This window comes from Paenibacillus sp. FSL M7-0896, from assembly GCF_037975415.1.
Classification (GTDB): Bacteria; Bacillota; Bacilli; order Paenibacillales; family Paenibacillaceae; genus Paenibacillus_AQ; species Paenibacillus_AQ silagei.
On the sequence record NZ_CP150250.1, the window covers coordinates 4107805 to 4124010 of the forward strand.

General features: G+C 51.5%; 19 protein-coding genes. All 19 read right to left on the bottom strand.

The genetic code is table 11. From position 1 onward, the window contains the following. Window positions 1–2: 2 nt before the first annotated feature. The 19 genes from MKY12_RS17605 to fliJ all read right to left on the bottom strand — a co-directional run bounded on the left by MKY12_RS17605 (window position 3) and on the right by fliJ (window position 16201). Entirely contained in the window at window positions 3–884 is an 882-nt protein-coding gene (locus MKY12_RS17605) for a MinD/ParA family protein (protein ID WP_036692542.1), read from the bottom strand. Further along, a complete protein-coding gene (gene flhF, locus MKY12_RS17610) occupies window positions 881–2299 on the bottom strand; it encodes a flagellar biosynthesis protein FlhF (protein WP_339310141.1) in 1419 nt (472 codons plus the stop codon). The genes MKY12_RS17605 and flhF overlap by 4 nt, the downstream gene beginning before the upstream one ends. Continuing rightward, window positions 2296–4329, bottom strand: coding sequence for a flagellar biosynthesis protein FlhA (gene flhA / locus MKY12_RS17615; RefSeq protein WP_339310143.1), 2034 nt, complete (start codon window positions 4327–4329; stop codon window positions 2296–2298). The genes flhF and flhA overlap by 4 nt, the downstream gene beginning before the upstream one ends. Window positions 4330–4349: 20 nt before the next feature. Continuing rightward, window positions 4350–5444, bottom strand: a complete 1095-nt coding sequence (gene flhB, locus MKY12_RS17620) for a flagellar biosynthesis protein FlhB (protein ID WP_339310144.1) — start codon at window positions 5442–5444, stop codon at window positions 4350–4352. A gap of 22 nt (window positions 5445–5466) precedes the next feature. After that, entirely contained in the window at window positions 5467–6258 is a 792-nt protein-coding gene (gene fliR / locus MKY12_RS17625) for a flagellar biosynthetic protein FliR (protein ID WP_339310146.1), read from the bottom strand. A gap of 4 nt (window positions 6259–6262) precedes the next feature. Further along, window positions 6263–6532 carry a flagellar biosynthesis protein FliQ gene (fliQ, locus tag MKY12_RS17630; RefSeq protein WP_036692523.1) on the bottom strand — a complete coding sequence of 90 codons (270 nt, stop codon included), beginning with the start codon at window positions 6530–6532 and terminating at the stop codon, window positions 6263–6265. A 22-nt stretch (window positions 6533–6554) separates the two neighbouring features. Beyond that, the gene (gene fliP, locus MKY12_RS17635) at window positions 6555–7319 is read right to left on the bottom strand and encodes a flagellar type III secretion system pore protein FliP (protein WP_339310147.1); all 765 of its coding nucleotides are present in this window, start codon (window positions 7317–7319) and stop codon (window positions 6555–6557) included. Then, window positions 7316–7846 carry a flagellar biosynthetic protein FliO gene (locus MKY12_RS17640; RefSeq protein ID WP_339310149.1) on the bottom strand — a complete coding sequence of 177 codons (531 nt, stop codon included), beginning with the start codon at window positions 7844–7846 and terminating at the stop codon, window positions 7316–7318. The genes fliP and MKY12_RS17640 overlap by 4 nt, the downstream gene beginning before the upstream one ends. Before the next feature lie 9 nt (window positions 7847–7855). Beyond that, window positions 7856–8221: a response regulator gene (locus MKY12_RS17645; RefSeq protein ID WP_036692515.1), complete on the bottom strand. Its 366-nt coding sequence runs from the start codon at window positions 8219–8221 to the stop codon at window positions 7856–7858. A gap of 26 nt (window positions 8222–8247) precedes the next feature. Then, entirely contained in the window at window positions 8248–9582 is a 1335-nt protein-coding gene (gene fliY, locus MKY12_RS17650) for a flagellar motor switch phosphatase FliY (protein WP_036724675.1), read from the bottom strand. Beyond that, complete coding sequence (fliM, locus tag MKY12_RS17655; RefSeq protein WP_036692509.1) at window positions 9572–10570, bottom strand: flagellar motor switch protein FliM; 999 nt, start codon at window positions 10568–10570, stop codon at window positions 9572–9574. The genes fliY and fliM overlap by 11 nt, the downstream gene beginning before the upstream one ends. 39 nt (window positions 10571–10609) lie before the next feature. Next, window positions 10610–11077 carry a flagellar basal body-associated FliL family protein gene (locus tag MKY12_RS17660; RefSeq protein WP_339310151.1) on the bottom strand — a complete coding sequence of 156 codons (468 nt, stop codon included), beginning with the start codon at window positions 11075–11077 and terminating at the stop codon, window positions 10610–10612. Beyond that, entirely contained in the window at window positions 11074–11298 is a 225-nt protein-coding gene (locus MKY12_RS17665; protein WP_036724671.1) for a flagellar FlbD family protein, read from the bottom strand. Before MKY12_RS17665 ends, MKY12_RS17660 begins: the two co-directional genes overlap by 4 nt. 112 nt (window positions 11299–11410) lie before the next feature. Further along, on the bottom strand, window positions 11411–12229 hold the full coding sequence (flgG, locus tag MKY12_RS17670) for a flagellar basal body rod protein FlgG (RefSeq protein ID WP_036724668.1): 819 nt from the start codon (window positions 12227–12229) through the stop codon (window positions 11411–11413). 123 nt (window positions 12230–12352) lie between these two features. After that, entirely contained in the window at window positions 12353–12736 is a 384-nt protein-coding gene (locus MKY12_RS17675; protein WP_036724665.1) for a TIGR02530 family flagellar biosynthesis protein, read from the bottom strand. Beyond that, window positions 12733–13269: a flagellar hook assembly protein FlgD gene (gene flgD / locus MKY12_RS17680; RefSeq protein ID WP_339249049.1), complete on the bottom strand. Its 537-nt coding sequence runs from the start codon at window positions 13267–13269 to the stop codon at window positions 12733–12735. Before flgD ends, MKY12_RS17675 begins: the two co-directional genes overlap by 4 nt. A gap of 27 nt (window positions 13270–13296) precedes the next feature. Next, window positions 13297–14769: a flagellar hook-length control protein FliK gene (locus MKY12_RS17685; protein ID WP_339310152.1), complete on the bottom strand. Its 1473-nt coding sequence runs from the start codon at window positions 14767–14769 to the stop codon at window positions 13297–13299. Between the two features lie 22 nt (window positions 14770–14791). Beyond that, a complete protein-coding gene (locus MKY12_RS17690) occupies window positions 14792–15739 on the bottom strand; it encodes a kinesin (protein ID WP_339310153.1) in 948 nt (315 codons plus the stop codon). A gap of 18 nt (window positions 15740–15757) precedes the next feature. After that, window positions 15758–16201 carry a flagellar export protein FliJ gene (gene fliJ / locus MKY12_RS17695; protein WP_339310154.1) on the bottom strand — a complete coding sequence of 148 codons (444 nt, stop codon included), beginning with the start codon at window positions 16199–16201 and terminating at the stop codon, window positions 15758–15760. Window positions 16202–16206 lie beyond the last annotated feature (5 nt).

The following is a 16206-nucleotide window of genomic DNA, read 5'->3' on the forward strand; positions in this document are numbered from 1 at the left end:
AATTATCTGTTTCGTTTCAACCACTTGCTGATGAATCCCTTGATGCCTTGAACTTTAGCGGTTTCTACTGAATCCACAGCCAGATAGCTCTGCGCAAGCCTCTGCACATCCCTGGCTGCAATACTGTTCGGAAAAGCCACTGAGAATGGAATTTGTTTCTTAACGGCCTGTACTACATGCGGATCACTGCTGATGTAACCGAGGAAGGGAAGCTCAAGCTGCAGGAACCGGCTGGCCGCCATCCGGATTTTGTCACTGGTGGCCCGTGCCTCCCGTTCATCCCCTGCCTGATTGACAATCAGCCTGAACGAAACCTCAGGATGCGAATTATGAACAACCTTCATCAGCGCATATGCATCTGTAATTGCGGTAGGCTCAGGCGTGGTCACCACCAGGCAGTCATCGGCAGAAGTGATGAATTTCATCGTTTCCTTGGACAGCCCCGCCCCTGTGTCGAACAGGATGAAATCCATGGTATCGGCAATGCTTGCAATCTGTGTGGTAAAGTAATTCAGATCCGCCTCCGATAGTGTGAACAGCTCGTCCATCCCGGAGCCCCCTGCAATGAAGGGCAACGCCTGCGGTCCGAGCTGAATGATCTGTCCGATATCCGCTTCCCGCTTGAGCAGGTGGTACAGATTGTATCTGGAGGAGACACCCATAAGGACATCAATATTGGCCATGCCGATATCGGCATCGAACAGAAGCACTCTCCGTCCCATGGCCTTCAGTGCAAGCGCGAAGTTAAGGGTGAAATTCGACTTTCCGACTCCCCCCTTCCCGCTGCATACCGTGATGATCCGGGCGGAGGCACCGCTTCCGGGAGCCTGCCTTGTATCCTGGCTGGAGACCAGCCGTCTTAATGCCTGCGCCTGGTCCATCACCCGCCCCCTGTTCCCAGCAGCATGCCGCCAATCTGCTCCCCTGTGGCCATAAGAAGATCATCAGGAACATTCTGTCCGTTGGTAATATAAGAGAGCTTCAGCGGATAATCATTCAGGACATTGAACAGCGGGCCGTAGCTCCCCGTTTCATCCAGCTTCGTGAATACAACCTTATCCAGCTGGTATCTGCCGAAGTGCTCCGCGATCTTTTTCATATCGCGGCTCTTCGAGGTCAGACTCAGCACCAGCAGAGTCTCGCTCTTAAGCTCCTTGGCCAGCAGGCTCTGCAGTTCTGCCACCAGCATTTCATTGCGGTAATTGCGTCCGGCGGTGTCCATTAGCACCAGATCACAGCTCTCCAGCCGGAACATCGCCCGCTGCAGATCACCCGGCGACTGGACAACCTCCAGCGGCATGTTGAGAATGGAAGCGTAGGTTCTAAGCTGTTCAACGGCAGATATCCGGTAAGTATCCGAGGTAATCAGCCCAACCTTGCGGCCCTGCTTGAACAGCTGCTCCGCTGCCAGCTTGGCAATCGTTGTCGTCTTGCCGACCCCAGTCGGCCCGGCAATATATACAATCCGGGTATCCGGGGCAATACCGCCGGCAATGCGTCCTGACAGAAAACCATCAATCTGCTCTCTGAGCACAGCCTCGAATTGCTCCGGCCCCCAGCTGCTTCCTTCCTCACGGTAACGCTCCAGAACATGTCCGATCCATTCCTCAACGAGAACAGCGTCAGTCTCCTGGTCAATCAGGCGGCTGCGTAAGGATTCCAGCGCATCAGGCAGCTCGGCTGCCCCTGAGGAATAACGTGCGATACGTTCCATCCATTGCTTCATATCCCGGATCTCCCGCAGAACATCGCTTTCAGTGGGAGCAGTATGCTCAGGTTCAGACTGCTCTGTTGCAAGCGATTCATAGATCGCTGCAAGCTTCTTCCGGTTCTCCTCCGGCTGCGGTACAGACGGCGGGCCTGCTGCAATATCCTCAGTGCGGATATCCGGCGGCTCCGTCTTGGTCAAAGGCGGCATCACAGCGACGCCTCCGCCCTGCTCCAGCGGATCAGCCAGCGCTGCGGCAATCTCGGCAAACGACTTGGCTGCTGCCGCATCTCTTACCGTCACAGGCGGCGGGAGAGGAGGAGCAGCGGCTGAGGCAGCCTTCTGATAGGCCTCTGGCACTGCATTTCGCGGTACATTCATGGGCGGTGCAGGAATCTTCTCCTGCGCGGCCGCCTTTGTACCGTTCTCCACAGCAGCCACAACCTCAATCTTCTTTTTCGTGAACATGCCCATGAATCCGCCAACCTTTATTTCTTTGGTGCTTAAAATAACGGCATCGCTTCCAAGCTCGCTGCGGATCGAATGCATGGCGTCAGGCATCGTATCGACCACATAACGCTTCACTCTCATAAGTTCACCACCCCGACGCTTTGAATTTCAATGTTTGGCTCCAGCTCGCTGTAGGAGAGCACCGGGATATCCTGCATGGTTCGCTCAATCACCTGGCGCAGATACATGCGAATCGTTGGAGAGGTTAGTACAATCGGCTGCTGGCCGGATTGCAGGAGACGGTTGATCTGCTCCGTAAGCCGCTGATAGACGGTTTGGGTAGATACCGGATCGAGCGCCAAGTAGCTGCCCTGCTCCGTCTGCTGCACGCTCTCGGAAATTTTTTTCTCAAGTCCGGGGCCTACGGTAATGACACGCAGGGTCTCCCCCGTCTGAGAGAACTGCTGGGTAATCTGTCTGGAGAGGGATTGCCGCACATATTCAGTCAGAATGTCAGGGTCCTTGGTATACGTGCCGTAATCGGCAAGCGTCTCGAAGATGGTGACCAGATCGCGGATGGATATTTTCTCCCGCAGCAGCTTGCCCAGCACCTTCTGAATATCCCCGACGGCAAGAATGGAAGGGATCAGCTCGTCCACCAGCACAGGATAATTCTCCCTGAGGTTGTCGACCAGCTGCTTCGTCTCCTGACGGCCCAGCAATTCGTGTCCATATCGTTTGATCAGCTCGGTCAGATGTGTGGCTACAACGGAAGGCGGGTCAACCACGGTATAGCCGGATAATTCAGCCCGCTCCTTCACCGACTCATCGATCCATAGGGCAGGCAGCCCAAAGGATGGTTCAATAGTCTCAATCCCGCTAATCGACTCATCATCATAACCGGGGCTCATGGCGAGATAGTGATTAAGTAATAATTCACCGCCGCCAACGTTATTTCCTTTAATTTTGATGACATATTCATTCGGTTTTAGTTGAATATTGTCGCGAATACGAATAACCGGCACGACAAGACCCATCTCCAGTGCACATTGCCGTCGAATCATGATGATACGGTCGAGCAGATCGCCGCCCTGCCCCGTATCCGCCAAAGGAATCAGACCATAACCAAATTCGAATTCGATCGGGTCCACCGTAAGCAGATTGATGACACTTTCGGGACTTCGCACCTCTTCGATCTGCTTCTCCTCGACCAGTTGTTCATCGGCAATCTGCTGCCTGCTGGCCTTCTGCCCCATACTGTAAGCCGCGTAAGCCATCAGCCCTGCCAAAGGAAGCGTGGACATAATCGTAATCGGGGTAAAGAAACCCAGAAACGCAATTGTCGCAGCCACTATGTATAGAAGCTTCGGATAAGACAGCAATTGTCCGGTCAGATCCTCGGCCAGATTGCCTTCCGAAGCCGCCCGGGTAACGATCAGACCGGAAGCCGTGGAGATCAGCAGGGCCGGAATCTGGCTGACCAGACCGTCACCGATGGTCAGTACAGAATAGGTTGAGAGTGCTGTCTGGAACGACATGCCGTGAACGGTCATACCGATAATGAAGCCGCCGATCAGGTTGATAATGAGGATGATGATACTGGCAATAGCGTCACCTTTGACGAACTTACTCGCACCATCCATGGCTCCGAAGAAATCCGCCTCGCGTTCGACATTACGGCGGCGTTCCCGTGCCTGCTGCTCATTGATCATCCCCGCATTCAGATCCGCATCAATACTCATCTGCTTACCGGGCATCGCATCCAGTGTGAAGCGGGCGCCTACCTCGGCCACGCGCTCAGAACCCTTGGTGATAACAATGAACTGAACCACAACCAGGATCAGGAAGACAATGAACCCGATCGCGATCTGTCCCCTGGCAATCCAGCTTCCGAAGGTCGCTACGACCTCCCCGGCATGGCCATCAGCCAGAATCAGCTTGGTTGTGGACAGGTTCAGCGCTAAGCGGAACAGCGTGGTGATCAGGAGCAGTGAAGGAAATATTGAGAACTGCAGCGGATCTCTGGTATTCATAGCGACCAATATAATGGTCAGGGCTATCGAGATATTGATAATTAACAGTACATCCAAAAGCCAGACAGGGATGGGCAGAATCATCATCAGCACGATACCGATAATGCCCAGTAGAACTGTTAGATCTTTAGCTTTCAATGTCCTTAACCTCCCCCGGCTTATCTCCTCTTGCCTTTAAGCTTGTATACATAGGCCAGCACTTCGGCAACTGCCTGGAACAGATCAGCCGGCACTACATCACCGATCTCCGCTCTCTGGAACAATGCCCGTGCCAGCGGCTTATTCTCCATCGTTACAACACCATGCTCCTTGGCCAGCTCCCTGATGCGGAGTGCCACATAATCCTGGCCCTTGGCTATAATCTGAGGAGCCTCCATTGTGGAACCGTCATACTTCAGGGCGACTGCAAAGTGGGTCGGGTTCGTGATGATAACATCGGCCTTGGGGACCTCCTGCATCATCCGCTGCATCGCCATTCTGCGCTGACGTTCCCTGATCTTGCCTTTGATGATGGGGTCGCCCTCCATCTTTTTGTACTCATCCTTAATGTCCTGCTTCGACATCTTGAGACTCTTCTCATGCTCGTATTTCTGATAGATATAGTCCAGTACAGCCATTATAAAAAGAGCCGCTGCAATCTTGATGCCCAGGCTCATGGTCAGCTTCGCAACGAAGCTGTATGTCCCTTCCGCATCGACATGCGAGAGACGTGAAAAGCTCTCCTTCTGTCCCCAAAGCGTACTGTAGACCAGATAGGCAATCAGGATGAGCTTGAAGACAGATTTGAGGAACTCTACTACGGAACGCATGGAAAAAATATTTTTGAAGCCTTTGATGGGGTTGATCTTGCTGAACTTAGGCGTAATTCCTTCGCCCGAAGCCATAAAGCCTACCTGTGCAAAGTTCGCCACAAGCGCCAGCAGGAAGGTGATGCCCAGCAGCGGAGCGAGCAGAATGAGGATCTGCAGCCCGTACTGGTTGAACAGCGCCGAGATATTCTCCGGTGTTACCTCAAGCATCATCCGGTTCTGGAACACATCTGTATACAGCTTGATAAACCGTTCTTTCATGAAGCCGCCGAAGACGCTCAGTGACAGCAGCGCCGAGAAGAGGACCACTGCACCTGACATTTCAGCACTTTTGGCAACCTGCCCCTTCTTGCGGGCATCCTGCCGTTTCTTCGGAGTGGCCTTCTCTGTCTTATCTCCCCCGAACAGCTGAAGGTTCAGTTTGTATCTTGCCTGTTTTGCCAAGACAATCTCTCCTTACCGTAGCCTAAGGACTCTTCCCAATGAGGCCAAGCAGGTTGTGCATGGACTCGAACATAATCTCGAAGAGATTCTGGAACAGCGCAGCCAGCCCCGGCATCAGTATAAGAAGCAGCGCCAGACCGATAATGATTTTGAGCGGAACACCGATGACAAACACATTATATTGCGGAGCCGTTCTCGCCAGGAAGGCCAGGCCTACATCCGTCAGGAACAGTGCAGCGACCAGCGGAGCCGACATTTGGAAGGCCAGCATAAAGGATTGGGCAAAGGTGCGGATCAGAAACTCAGACAAGCTTCCGCCGATCATTTTGAGGAACAGATCATTATCTATCGGCACCCATTTATAGCTGTATACGATAGCATCCAGCAGGTAGTGGTGGCCATTCATGCTCAGGAACAGCAGCAGTGCAATCATATACTTGAAATTGCCGATAATCGGTGCAGAAGCCCCGGTCATCGGGTCAATGACGTTCGCAATCCCGAACCCGATCTGAATATCGATAAAAGAGCCCGCAGTCTGAATCGTCATAAACATCAGGTAGGCGATAAACCCAAGCAACAGCCCGATTAATGCCTCCCTGATAATCAGGAGGATAAACCCCAGATCCTGCGGAACCGTAATATTCATGCTGCCTGAGCTGAAGATGACCATGGACACAAAAAAAGACAAACCGATTTTGAATGTTGCCGGCACGCTTTGTGACGAAAAGACAGGAACGACAACAAAAAAGGCGGTAATTCGACAAAAAATCAACAGAAAGACAGGAAAACTTTGCAGCAGGGTCTCTATATTCATAGTCTCAACCGATATACATATAGAGACTGCCCAGAATTTGGCTGGTGAAATCCACCAGCTTCGTTATAATCCACGGACCGAACAGCAGTAAAGCAAGCAGTACGGCAACGATTTTGGGAACAAACGCCAGGGTCTGCTCCTGAATCTGGGTTGTGGCTTGAAAAATACTGACGATCAGTCCTACCACCAGACCAAGAATCAGCATGGGGGCGCTGGTCTCCAGCACTAAATATACGGCTTGGCCGGCCAGACCGATAATAAACTCCGCATTCATCCCATGTGCCTCCTCTTACAAGTCAGGTGTTAAAACTCAGCAGCAGTGATTTGACTACTAGGTACCAGCCGTCCACCAGCACAAAGAGCATAATTTTGAAAGGCAAAGATATCATGACCGGCGGCAGCATCATCATCCCCATGGCCATCAGGGTGCTGGACACCACAATATCAATAATAAGAAAAGGAATAAAAATCATAAAGCCCATGGTAAAAGCCTTCTTCATCTCGCCGATTGCAAAAGCAGGTACCATTACTGTTAAAGGAATATCATTATAGCTGGCTGGCTTCACTGTAGCGTTATTGCCGGTATAGTTCATGAACAGCAGCAGGTCCTTCGTGTTCGTCTGCTTGAACATAAACTCCTTAATCGGCTCCTGCGCTTTGTTCAGTGCTTCGCTCTGGGTCAGGGTGCCCTTCATATAGGGCTGTAAGGCCGTCTCGTTCACGGTTGCCAGCGTCGGCGACATAATGAACAGGGTTAAGAATAGAGCCAGTCCTACAAGCACCTGATTCGGAGGCATCTGCTGTGTACCAAGTGAGGTTCTTACGAACCCAAGTACGATCACGATCCGCGTGAAGCTGGTCATCAGCACCAGGAATGAAGGAGCAATGCTAAGCACCGTTACCAGCAGCAGGATGGAGATGGAGCTTGTCCCCCCGCTTGGGGCATCGTTGTCCCCCACCGAGATATTGATATTAGGAATCGGGTCAGCCTGAACCGGATGCAGGAGCAGCACACTGAAAATACCAAGCAGCAAAAAAGAAAGAATCAGCTTTTTTTTCATAAATCCTCCGACTCTTTCCTGAGATCCTCATCCCTGCGCAGTTCCTCCAGCTTCTCTTTGCGCTCTGGCGCCAGGGCAAGCTTGGATTGCAGCGTCTCATAGAAAGACGAAGTCTCATGAATCTCAATTTCCTGGGACGGCACCTCACCGCGCAGCTTGGACTTGATTTTGGCGATAAGCGGTGCCATGAAGTTGTCCGTTCCTGAGGCCTGGTCTTCAAAAGCGGATATAATCAGCGCCACCTCTGCCGGATCGGTGATCTTATCCATCATGGTGATGTCCTCGCCCACTCCGATCAGATAGAGGCTGCCGCCCAGCTCAATGACCTGAACCGACTTATTCGGACCCAGCCCCAGCGCACCCAGCGTACGGATGGAACGGCCGCTCATCAGAGTCTGATTGCGGCGTCCCAGAAAACGGATCAGCAGCACGATAAGAATAACAATGACTGCCAGAAAAAAAACAACCTTCAATAAATTCAGCAGGGCATTACTACTGTCTCCGAGCGTTCCGGAAGCAAATAACATACCTCGTTCCTATATACCCAGCGTTTTATTGATGGCTTCAATGACACGGTCTGCCTGGAAAGGCTTCACAATAAAGTCCTTGGCACCGGCCTGGATTGCATCAATAACCATAGCCTGCTGACCCATGGCTGAACACATAATGACTTTGGCATTGGCATCTACTTTTTTGATCTCCTTAAGGGCGGCGATCCCGTCCATTTCAGGCATGGTGATATCCATCGTGATCAGATCCGGGCGCAGTTCCTTAAATTTCTCTATAGCCTGTGAACCGTCCTGGGCTTCACCCACTACCTCAAATCCGTTCTTCGACAAAATGTCCCGGATCATCATTCTCATAAATGCTGCATCGTCCACGATTAGAATTCGGTTAGCCATTTTTACAAAATCCTCCCTAAGTATGCTTATTGTAATTTTTGTATACGGTCCCACTGGCTGACGATATCCGTAACGCGGACACCGAAGTTCTCGTCGATAACTACGACTTCCCCCTTGGCAATGAGCTTGTTGTTAACCAGAATGTCAACAGGCTCACCTGCCAGCTTGTCCAGTTCAATAATTGAACCTTGCGACATTTCCAGAATATCTTTGATCTGCTTCTGGGTCCTTCCTAATTCTACGGTTACCTTCAGTGGTATGTCCATTAATAAATTTAAATTATTTTCGTCAATATTGCCAAAAGCCCCTGCACTCAGATTCGCAAATTGCACAGGCTGTACATTCACATTACGGCCCTGTGCCGGATTCTGCGGCTGAGCCTGCGGATAGGGCGTGCCCTGAGGCGGCATTCCGTAAGGCGGCATGCCCTGCATCCCATACGCCGGCATCCCTGCCGGAGGATAATAATACCCCCCTTCCGGCATTCCCGGATAAGGCGGCATGCCCTGACCCTGCGGCGGATATTGCGGCGGGTAACCTCCCGCCTCCGGCGCCGGCATCTGCTGCTGAGCTGTAGGCGGTGCCTGCGCTGGTTCCGGTGCAGGCGCTGGTGCGGCTGCCGCAGCCGGAGGCGGTGTGGCTTCCGCAGAGGAGACTGCCGCTTCCTGGTCAGCCTGGCTGACATCGCCTAGCAGCATGGTCACCATATCCTTGGCGAATTGTACCGGCAGCAGCTGCATGATGGTGGAATCAATCAGATCGCCGATCTTGAGGCGGAAGGAAATCTGGATCAGAGTCTCATCATCCGGCAGGCTACCTACACCTTCTCCGCTGGACATGTTAAGAATATCAATACCAGGCGGAGAAATGTTGACGAATCTGTTGAAGATCGTTGACATTGAGGTAGCGGACGAGCCCATCATCTGGTTCATCGCTTCCTGCACGGCACTGATATGAATCTCGTTCAGTTCCTCGTCTTTGGGATCTCCTTCCCCGCCGAGCATCAAGTCGGCAATGACCTGTGCATCCCTGATCTTGATCACCAGAGAATTAATTCCCTGGAAACCGTCAACATACTGTACGTGAACAGCTACATGAGGTTTGGGAAAGGCTTCCTCGAACTCTCCGCGTGTAATAATGGATACCTTAGGGGTAGTAATGTCTACCTTCTTACCCAGCAAGGTGGAGAGTGCGGTTGCCGCACTTCCGAAGGTGATATTGCCGATCTCTCCCAGTGCATCCTGTTCAAAAGGTGTTAGGTAATCATCCACGGTCTTCGGTGAAGGAGCCAAATTGCCTTCCGCAGACTGTCTAAGAAGAGCATCTATCTCTTCCTGGGACAAATAATCTTTACTCGTCAAACTCTTCAACCCCTTCGCTGACAATCTCGTCTATTTGCACAGCCACACGTTCTTTGATCATCCCCGGACTTCCAATGAATTTCAGCTTGTCCCCCACCTTAATCGACAGACCGGAATCCACCGTCTTGTTAAGAGAAATCACGTCGCCGATGCTGAGCCCGAGAAATTCAGCAATGGATAAATTCGATTCGCCCAGCTCAGCCACGATGGGAAGCTGCGCCCGGTGCACTCTTGCCCGGATGGCTTCGAGCTCTACCTCATCCCGCACCTTTTTCTCAGAGACAAACCACTGGTGCACCGAGAGTCTTGACATAATCGGCTCCAGCACAACGTGCGGGATACAGAGATTGATCATCCCCGTTGTGTCTCCTATTTTGGTACTGAGGGAGATCAGGGCAATCGTTTCATTAGGCGATACAATTTGCATAAACTGCGGATTCGTTTCCAGCGCCTCCATCCGGGGATGGATATCAAGCACCGTCTTCCAGGCTTCCTGCAGACTTTCAAAGCATCTGCTGAAAATCCTCTCCATAATGGTCGTTTCGATTTCAGTCAATGCGTTGATTTTGGAGGGTGCCGTTCCGAAGCCGCCAAGCAGACGGTCCAGCATGGCAAAAGCAATATTCGGATGCACCTCCATCACCATCCGGCCCTCCAGCGGCTCGGCCTCAAAAATATTCAATATCGTCATTTTGGGAATGGAGCGGATAAACTCGTCATAAGGGAGCTGCTCTACTTGAACGACATTGATCTGCACGAAGGTGCGCAATTGAGCCGAAAAGTACGTTGTAAGGTAGCGGGCAAAGTTATCATGAATCCGGGTTAAGCTGCGGATATGATCTTTGGAGAAGCGTACGGCCCGTTTGAAATCATAAGAGCGGATTTTTTTAGTAGTTTCTTCTTTTTTAAGTTCGTCGGCATCCATTTCACCGGATGAAAGTGCAGCAAGCAGAGCATCAATTTCGTTTTGTGATAGTACATCAACCAATTCAATCACCCCCCCATCAAAGAATTGACCCGCCTGCAGCTACATTGGTGCCATTATGAATTTGGTGAATTCAATCTGGGTAATCGAACCTTCTGTCAGGTTTTTGTTGATGATGTTCACCAGTTTGCTGCTGAACTGATCTTTGCCGCTGGCCCCATTCAGCTCCTCGGGTTTGGCATCGGCAATCGCTTTGATAATCAGCGGTGTTATTTTAATCGATTTTATCTTTTCGAATTCTTCCTTGGACGCCGCTGAATCTAATTGAAGCGCGATGTCAACTGAAAGGATGTAATCGGGATCGGCGAGATTAGTTTTGATATCCTGGATTTCGGCCGTCATCTTAACAATTTCATCAGCAGTCATCTTCTTCGTCTCCACGTTCTGGACAGCCTTGTTCATTTCATTCCCGTCACCCGGGAAAAATCTGTCCATCAGCAAAAATGCAGCGACTACGATAAGGGTAATGGCCAGCAATATCGTGATGAGCCATGGCAGCATCTTTTTCATGAAAGCTCCTCCATTGACTGGACTTTAATGGTGGCAGCGTGTGTGCCTATGTCCCTGTTATATTCCTTGATCTTGCTAATGACTTCATCGGCCTTCTCAAGCACGATCAGCCTTTTGCCGGTTACCAGCGTAATATACGTGTCCGGTGATTCTTCAACCATTTCAACCAGCAGGGCATTCAGCCACATCCCCGCCCCGTTCAATCTTGTTACCGAAATCATGACAGGCCTCCTAACCTAAATAGGGGGAGGAGCTCCTCCCCCACGACTGCAATAACATTTCCGCTGCAGGCAAAACGTTATTATTCAGCAAGTTACATATTACGGTTCAGGCTTAACGCTTCAGATTAACTACTTCCTGCAATACTTCATCGGAAGTGGTGATAATCCGTGAATTCGCCTGGAATCCACGCTGGGTAACAATCATTTCTGTAAACTCGCCGGTCAGATCCACATTGGACATTTCCAGCTGGCCGGTAACGATGGTACCTGTCCCGGCTTCTGGATCATTGGCAGTTGTCGGTTCCAATGCACCTCCATCATTTGCATTTAAGGTCACCCGGTACAGATTTCCGCCGATTTTCTCAAGCCCCTGCGGATTGCTGACTTTAGCCATGCCAATCTGTACACCAGCCTCAGTAGTGCCGTCTGCCATTGTCTGCACAATCGTTCCGTCACTGGAGATGGAGAATGCCGTAACATCGTCAGCGATCTGAATGGGTCCGCCTCCGGAGTCAACGACATGCAGGCCATCCGATGTAATCAGATTGCGGCCCGCATCCACATGAAAATCTCCGGCACGGGTCAGGAATGGAACCTCCTGATCACCCGAAAGCTTCACCAGAAAGAATCCGTCTCCATCGATTCGCAGATCTGTAGGGTTATTCGTTGTCATCGCACTACCAGCTGTGTGCAAAGTGTCAATGGAACCAATGGATACCCCAAGACCGATTTGCTTGGCATTGACACCGCCTTGTCCCTCTTCTCCGGGTGCTGTAACCCCAGAGACAGTCTGGCTCATAATATCCTTGAACATCACGCGTCCTGACTTGAAGCCGATGGTATTGACATTCGCAATATTGTTACCAATGACATCGAGCTTAGTCTGGAATCCGCGCATACCTGAAACCCCTGAGTACATAGATCTTAACATTATTAATCGTCCTCCCGGTTATAGAGTCTTCTGACTCTTAAGAAATGAAAGATGAAGCTGGAGCGGTGGCCGCGTCAGTCGGTCGGCAGCCACGATCGGCTCTCCAGTAAGGACCAGCCGAAGTCAAGATATAATTACCGCACTGTCAATCTGCGTAAATACATTGTCTTTCATTGAATTGCCGTCCATCGCTGTAACCACTGTCCGGTTCTTTACACTTACAATCAGTGCCATATCCTTCATAAGAATCAAAGATTCTTTACTGCCTTTGGCGGCTGCTTTGTCTACCGCAGAGGAGATCTGATCCAGCTGGCGGCTGCCAAGCTCGATTCCGCGCTGCTCCAGGCGTTTGGCTGCATGATTGCTAAACTTCAGCATATTCTTCTGCAGCACACTCTCGAACGACGCTTCAGAACTTGAGGAACCCTTAACAGATTGCTGACGCTGCAAGGCGGAAGGATGTACAGCTGCCGGATATAATTGTCCGATAGTTATTCTGTCACTCATGATGTCTCCCCGCTCTCCCCGCCGCTTGTTTCAGTCTCGCTGGCTGCTGGAGTCTCACTGGCCGCTGGTGTCTCGCTACCCGCTGGAGTCTCGCTGCCCGCTGCAGGTGTAGTGCCGGCATTCTGAATTTGCGTAATATCCGTCAGAGCAACCCGCTCCTTGCCTACCACTGCGTATTGCACACCGCTGCTGACCACAATCGATTCGACATTGCCTGATTTCGGCAATTTCGTCTCGGCATCCGTCCAGGTGATATCCTTCCCGATCAATCCGGACACAGAGCCAAGGGACTGATTCAGTGCTGTAAGCTGGGTGGATATATTCATAAGCTGCTCTACAGATGAGAACTGAGCCATTTGAGCGATGAATTCCTTATCCTCCATTGGCTGCATCGGGTCCTGGTTCTGCAGCTGGGTAATCAGTATTTTCAAGAACTGATCCTTGCCCAGTGTAGAGTTGCCTGTGGTCTTGGGTGTCTTATCATTCGCTACATAATTCCACTCGTTGCTGTTAGACACGGGATTCGTTGCCATATCATTTCACCTCGCTTATCCTATCGATCAAATCTTGGTTGAGAATCCGCCACTCTGGTTACTGTCCTGCTGAGCTGCTGATACCCAGTCTTTCCATTCTCCATTAAGCTCTGCGGCAAGCACGGCATCTGCCGATTCTTCCTGGCGTTCCCGTGAACGTCTGCCTTGCTGCTGTCCGCCCGCGCCTGTCTGCTGACCCTGACCTCCGGTCCACTGTGACTGAGGGGAGCTGTTGTTCTGCGTCACTTCGAGGCGCTCTACTTGAAGTCCCTGGGACTGCAAGGCCAATCGAAGCTGACTCATCTGCTGCTCAAGCATATCCTTGGTTCCGGCATGCTGGGTCATGAACTGTGCCACCAGATTACCGTTTTGCATGGAAATCTTCACATCCACTTGTCCCAGATTCTCCGGGAATAAGGTAATCGTAGCTTCAGCCACTCCACCCTTCTTGACAATCTCAAGCTTGCCGCTGATGAAGGTGTTCATCTCCTGGGCGAATTGCTGAACCGGCACTGGCGCGGCTTCCGCCTTGAGCGGTGCAGTAATTCCGTGCCGCAGGGATAATTGGCCGGCCGTTACAACCTCCGGCTCTGCGGTCGCTGCTTCGCCAGCGGGCAAAGCCTCCTCGGCTGATACGGTCTTCTTCATCGAAGCTGCCATTCCTGCAAGAACAGGAGTGGAGCCCTCATCTGCAATTACAGCTTCGGCGGTACCGGCTGCTGCTGCATCCAACATGGAACGAGTGCTAGCTGAAGCCCCTAACAACCTACGGACATCCGTTGCCAAATCTGCTTTGCTATACATTTCCACCTTGGGCTCGCTTTCCGTTGCCTGCTTAAGCGACACCGCTGGAGCATCCACAACTGCTGGAGCCTTGTTAGCCATGGACTTGTGATTAACAGGCGCACTCTCCGCCATAATAGCCGAGAATTGATTCAGCAGCGCCGCTCCTTTGGCAGCAGTCTCCTGATCCCCGCTGACAGCTGCCGTCTGAACCTGTTGAAGCAGGCTGTTCAGTTCATCTTGAACGGCAAAGCGCAGGGTTTCAGGGTTCTTGGCAAGCGGCGACAAGCTGATGGATGTATCAGCAGCAGTAGCCGAGGCATCCTGTGAACCTGTAGAGGGATTGCCGGACACAAAAGCAGATACTTGAAGCAGCCAGCCTTGAAGCGCTGCAATCAGCGCCGGATCAGCCGCAAGGCTGGTGTCCAGCTTCTCAATATCCTGCACAAGACCTTCCAGCAGATTCGTTTGCTTGACATCTGCGCTGCCTGTCTCTTCTCCCTTAGCCTGAACAGCACTCAGGAGTCCCTGCAATAATGAAGCCAAATTACCGGCTGCAGGAGTCTCAGTGCCTTTGACAGCGGTAACTCCCACCATGCTCTGCACAAGCGTCTGGGCAAATGGCGTCGCCGGATTAACCGTTCCGGTTGTTCCCTGCGTTGTGCCGCCGGAAGCAGCCAGATTGCCTGCGGTTAAGGTTTGTAGAATAATACTCATCTTTTTCACCTCCCTTCAAAGGTTATTTCCCGCCCATCAGACGGTTGACAATTTTGGCTGTCTGTTTGCTGTCTTTCTTGGTCATCTCCCCCAGAATCGAGGAGCGGACCGAATCACTGACCGTATTCAGCACCGTGATAACCTTATCCGGACTAAGGCTGTACATGGAGCCAAGCAGCACTGCCGCATCCGCAGCGGGCATACTGGTAAAGGTCTGGCCTAGCTTCTCCTGATCCAGATTAGCTGAAGGCTTGGGAGTAGCGGTACCCGCCTCCTGCTTCAGCCGGGATTGCAGGGCTGCAATAGCCATATCGGTTGAATTTGTGGTTTCTTTTAGCTTTATGGAGACATCTGCCGCTTTTTTGGCATCCATTTTTTCCAGGATGGCCGTTTTGCTGGCATTACTCATGACACTGAAGATTTGAACCATCTCATCGGTAGTCAAATTCTCCATAATCGGTGCCGCTTTGGAGGCCTTCATGCCGGCGTAGAGCTTGGCCAGATCCGTCACTTTCTTCAGATAAGGATCTTCCTCTTCCTCAGTGGCTGCAGCCGTTTCAGCGGCAGTCTTTAACTCTTCAACCTGCTTTTGAAGCGCTTCAGCCTTGGTGGTCTCCGCCGCCTTGTCTTCCTCAGCCTTCTTCAGCTTCTCCTCCTGGGCGGTAAGCTGTGCTTTGAGCTCTTTGATCGTGCTCGCGGAGCTGGCGGCTTGCTCCTTGCTCTCAGCCGGCGGATTCTCTGCGGCTTCACCCGGCGCTGCCGGGTCCGGCGGCGGATCAGGCACCCATTTCTCTATAACAGGAATTTTGTTGGCAATCGCCAGCACGTTGTTACGGATATCCATATTAAATAGGGTGAGCAGTACGCCAAGCAGTACAAGCGTGAAAATGATTGGAATCATCAAGAACAAAAAACGCTCTAATTTGCCTGCCGACCCTTCATCTTCAAATTCCATCTGATTATTTGCCACTGGCGGAAACCTCCCGGGTTAGAGGGATTTCATCGCGAAGCGGACGGTAGCCATCTCATCCAGTTCGTTTTGTTCCCGTAAACTCATATTCTGCAGAAATGCGGTTTGTGCTTTGTCTTTGGCCTTAAGCCATACCTTCTCATCCAGAACCTTAGTACTCAGGTGATCCTGCTTATTCTGAACCTCAACATGTGCCCGGCTGATATCGGAATGCTTGCGGGTAATGCACTTGTCGAGATAATCTACGTAATCCTGCATTTCGCGAAGCTTAGCCATCGGTGTCTTCTGCTGTGCTGCACTTTGCAGGGAGAACATCAGCGTGCTGCGCTGGCCGATTAATTCATCAAGGCTTTTTTCCTGTGCCTGCAGTTCTCCGAGCGCGCTTGAGAGCATCCACTCTGCCTGTGTTTTTTCGTTACCCTTCAAGTCCACCACTTTTTGAAAAGTATAATGGAATCTCATGATCA

Coding starts and splice junctions, on each gene's coding strand:
- flhF (WP_339310141.1), bottom strand. CDS start 2,299: ATGAGAGTGAAGCGTTATGTGGTCGATACGATGCCTGACGCCATGCAT.
- flgD (WP_339249049.1), bottom strand. CDS start 13,269: ATGGCAACGAATCCCGTGTCTAACAGCAACGAGTGGAATTATGTAGCG.
- fliJ (WP_339310154.1), bottom strand. CDS start 16,201: ATGAGATTCCATTATACTTTTCAAAAAGTGGTGGACTTGAAGGGTAAC.
- MKY12_RS17665 (WP_036724671.1), bottom strand. CDS start 11,298: ATGATTTCGGTAACAAGATTGAACGGGGCGGGGATGTGGCTGAATGCC.
- MKY12_RS17640 (WP_339310149.1), bottom strand. CDS start 7,846: ATGTTATTTGCTTCCGGAACGCTCGGAGACAGTAGTAATGCCCTGCTG.
- MKY12_RS17675 (WP_036724665.1), bottom strand. CDS start 12,736: ATGAGTGACAGAATAACTATCGGACAATTATATCCGGCAGCTGTACAT.
- MKY12_RS17645 (WP_036692515.1), bottom strand. CDS start 8,221: ATGGCTAACCGAATTCTAATCGTGGACGATGCAGCATTTATGAGAATG.
- fliQ (WP_036692523.1), bottom strand. CDS start 6,532: ATGAATGCGGAGTTTATTATCGGTCTGGCCGGCCAAGCCGTATATTTA.
- MKY12_RS17685 (WP_339310152.1), bottom strand. CDS start 14,769: ATGAGTATTATTCTACAAACCTTAACCGCAGGCAATCTGGCTGCTTCC.
- MKY12_RS17660 (WP_339310151.1), bottom strand. CDS start 11,077: ATGAAAAAGATGCTGCCATGGCTCATCACGATATTGCTGGCCATTACC.
- fliR (WP_339310146.1), bottom strand. CDS start 6,258: ATGAATATAGAGACCCTGCTGCAAAGTTTTCCTGTCTTTCTGTTGATT.
- fliP (WP_339310147.1), bottom strand. CDS start 7,319: ATGAAAAAAAAGCTGATTCTTTCTTTTTTGCTGCTTGGTATTTTCAGT.
- flgG (WP_036724668.1), bottom strand. CDS start 12,229: ATGTTAAGATCTATGTACTCAGGGGTTTCAGGTATGCGCGGATTCCAG.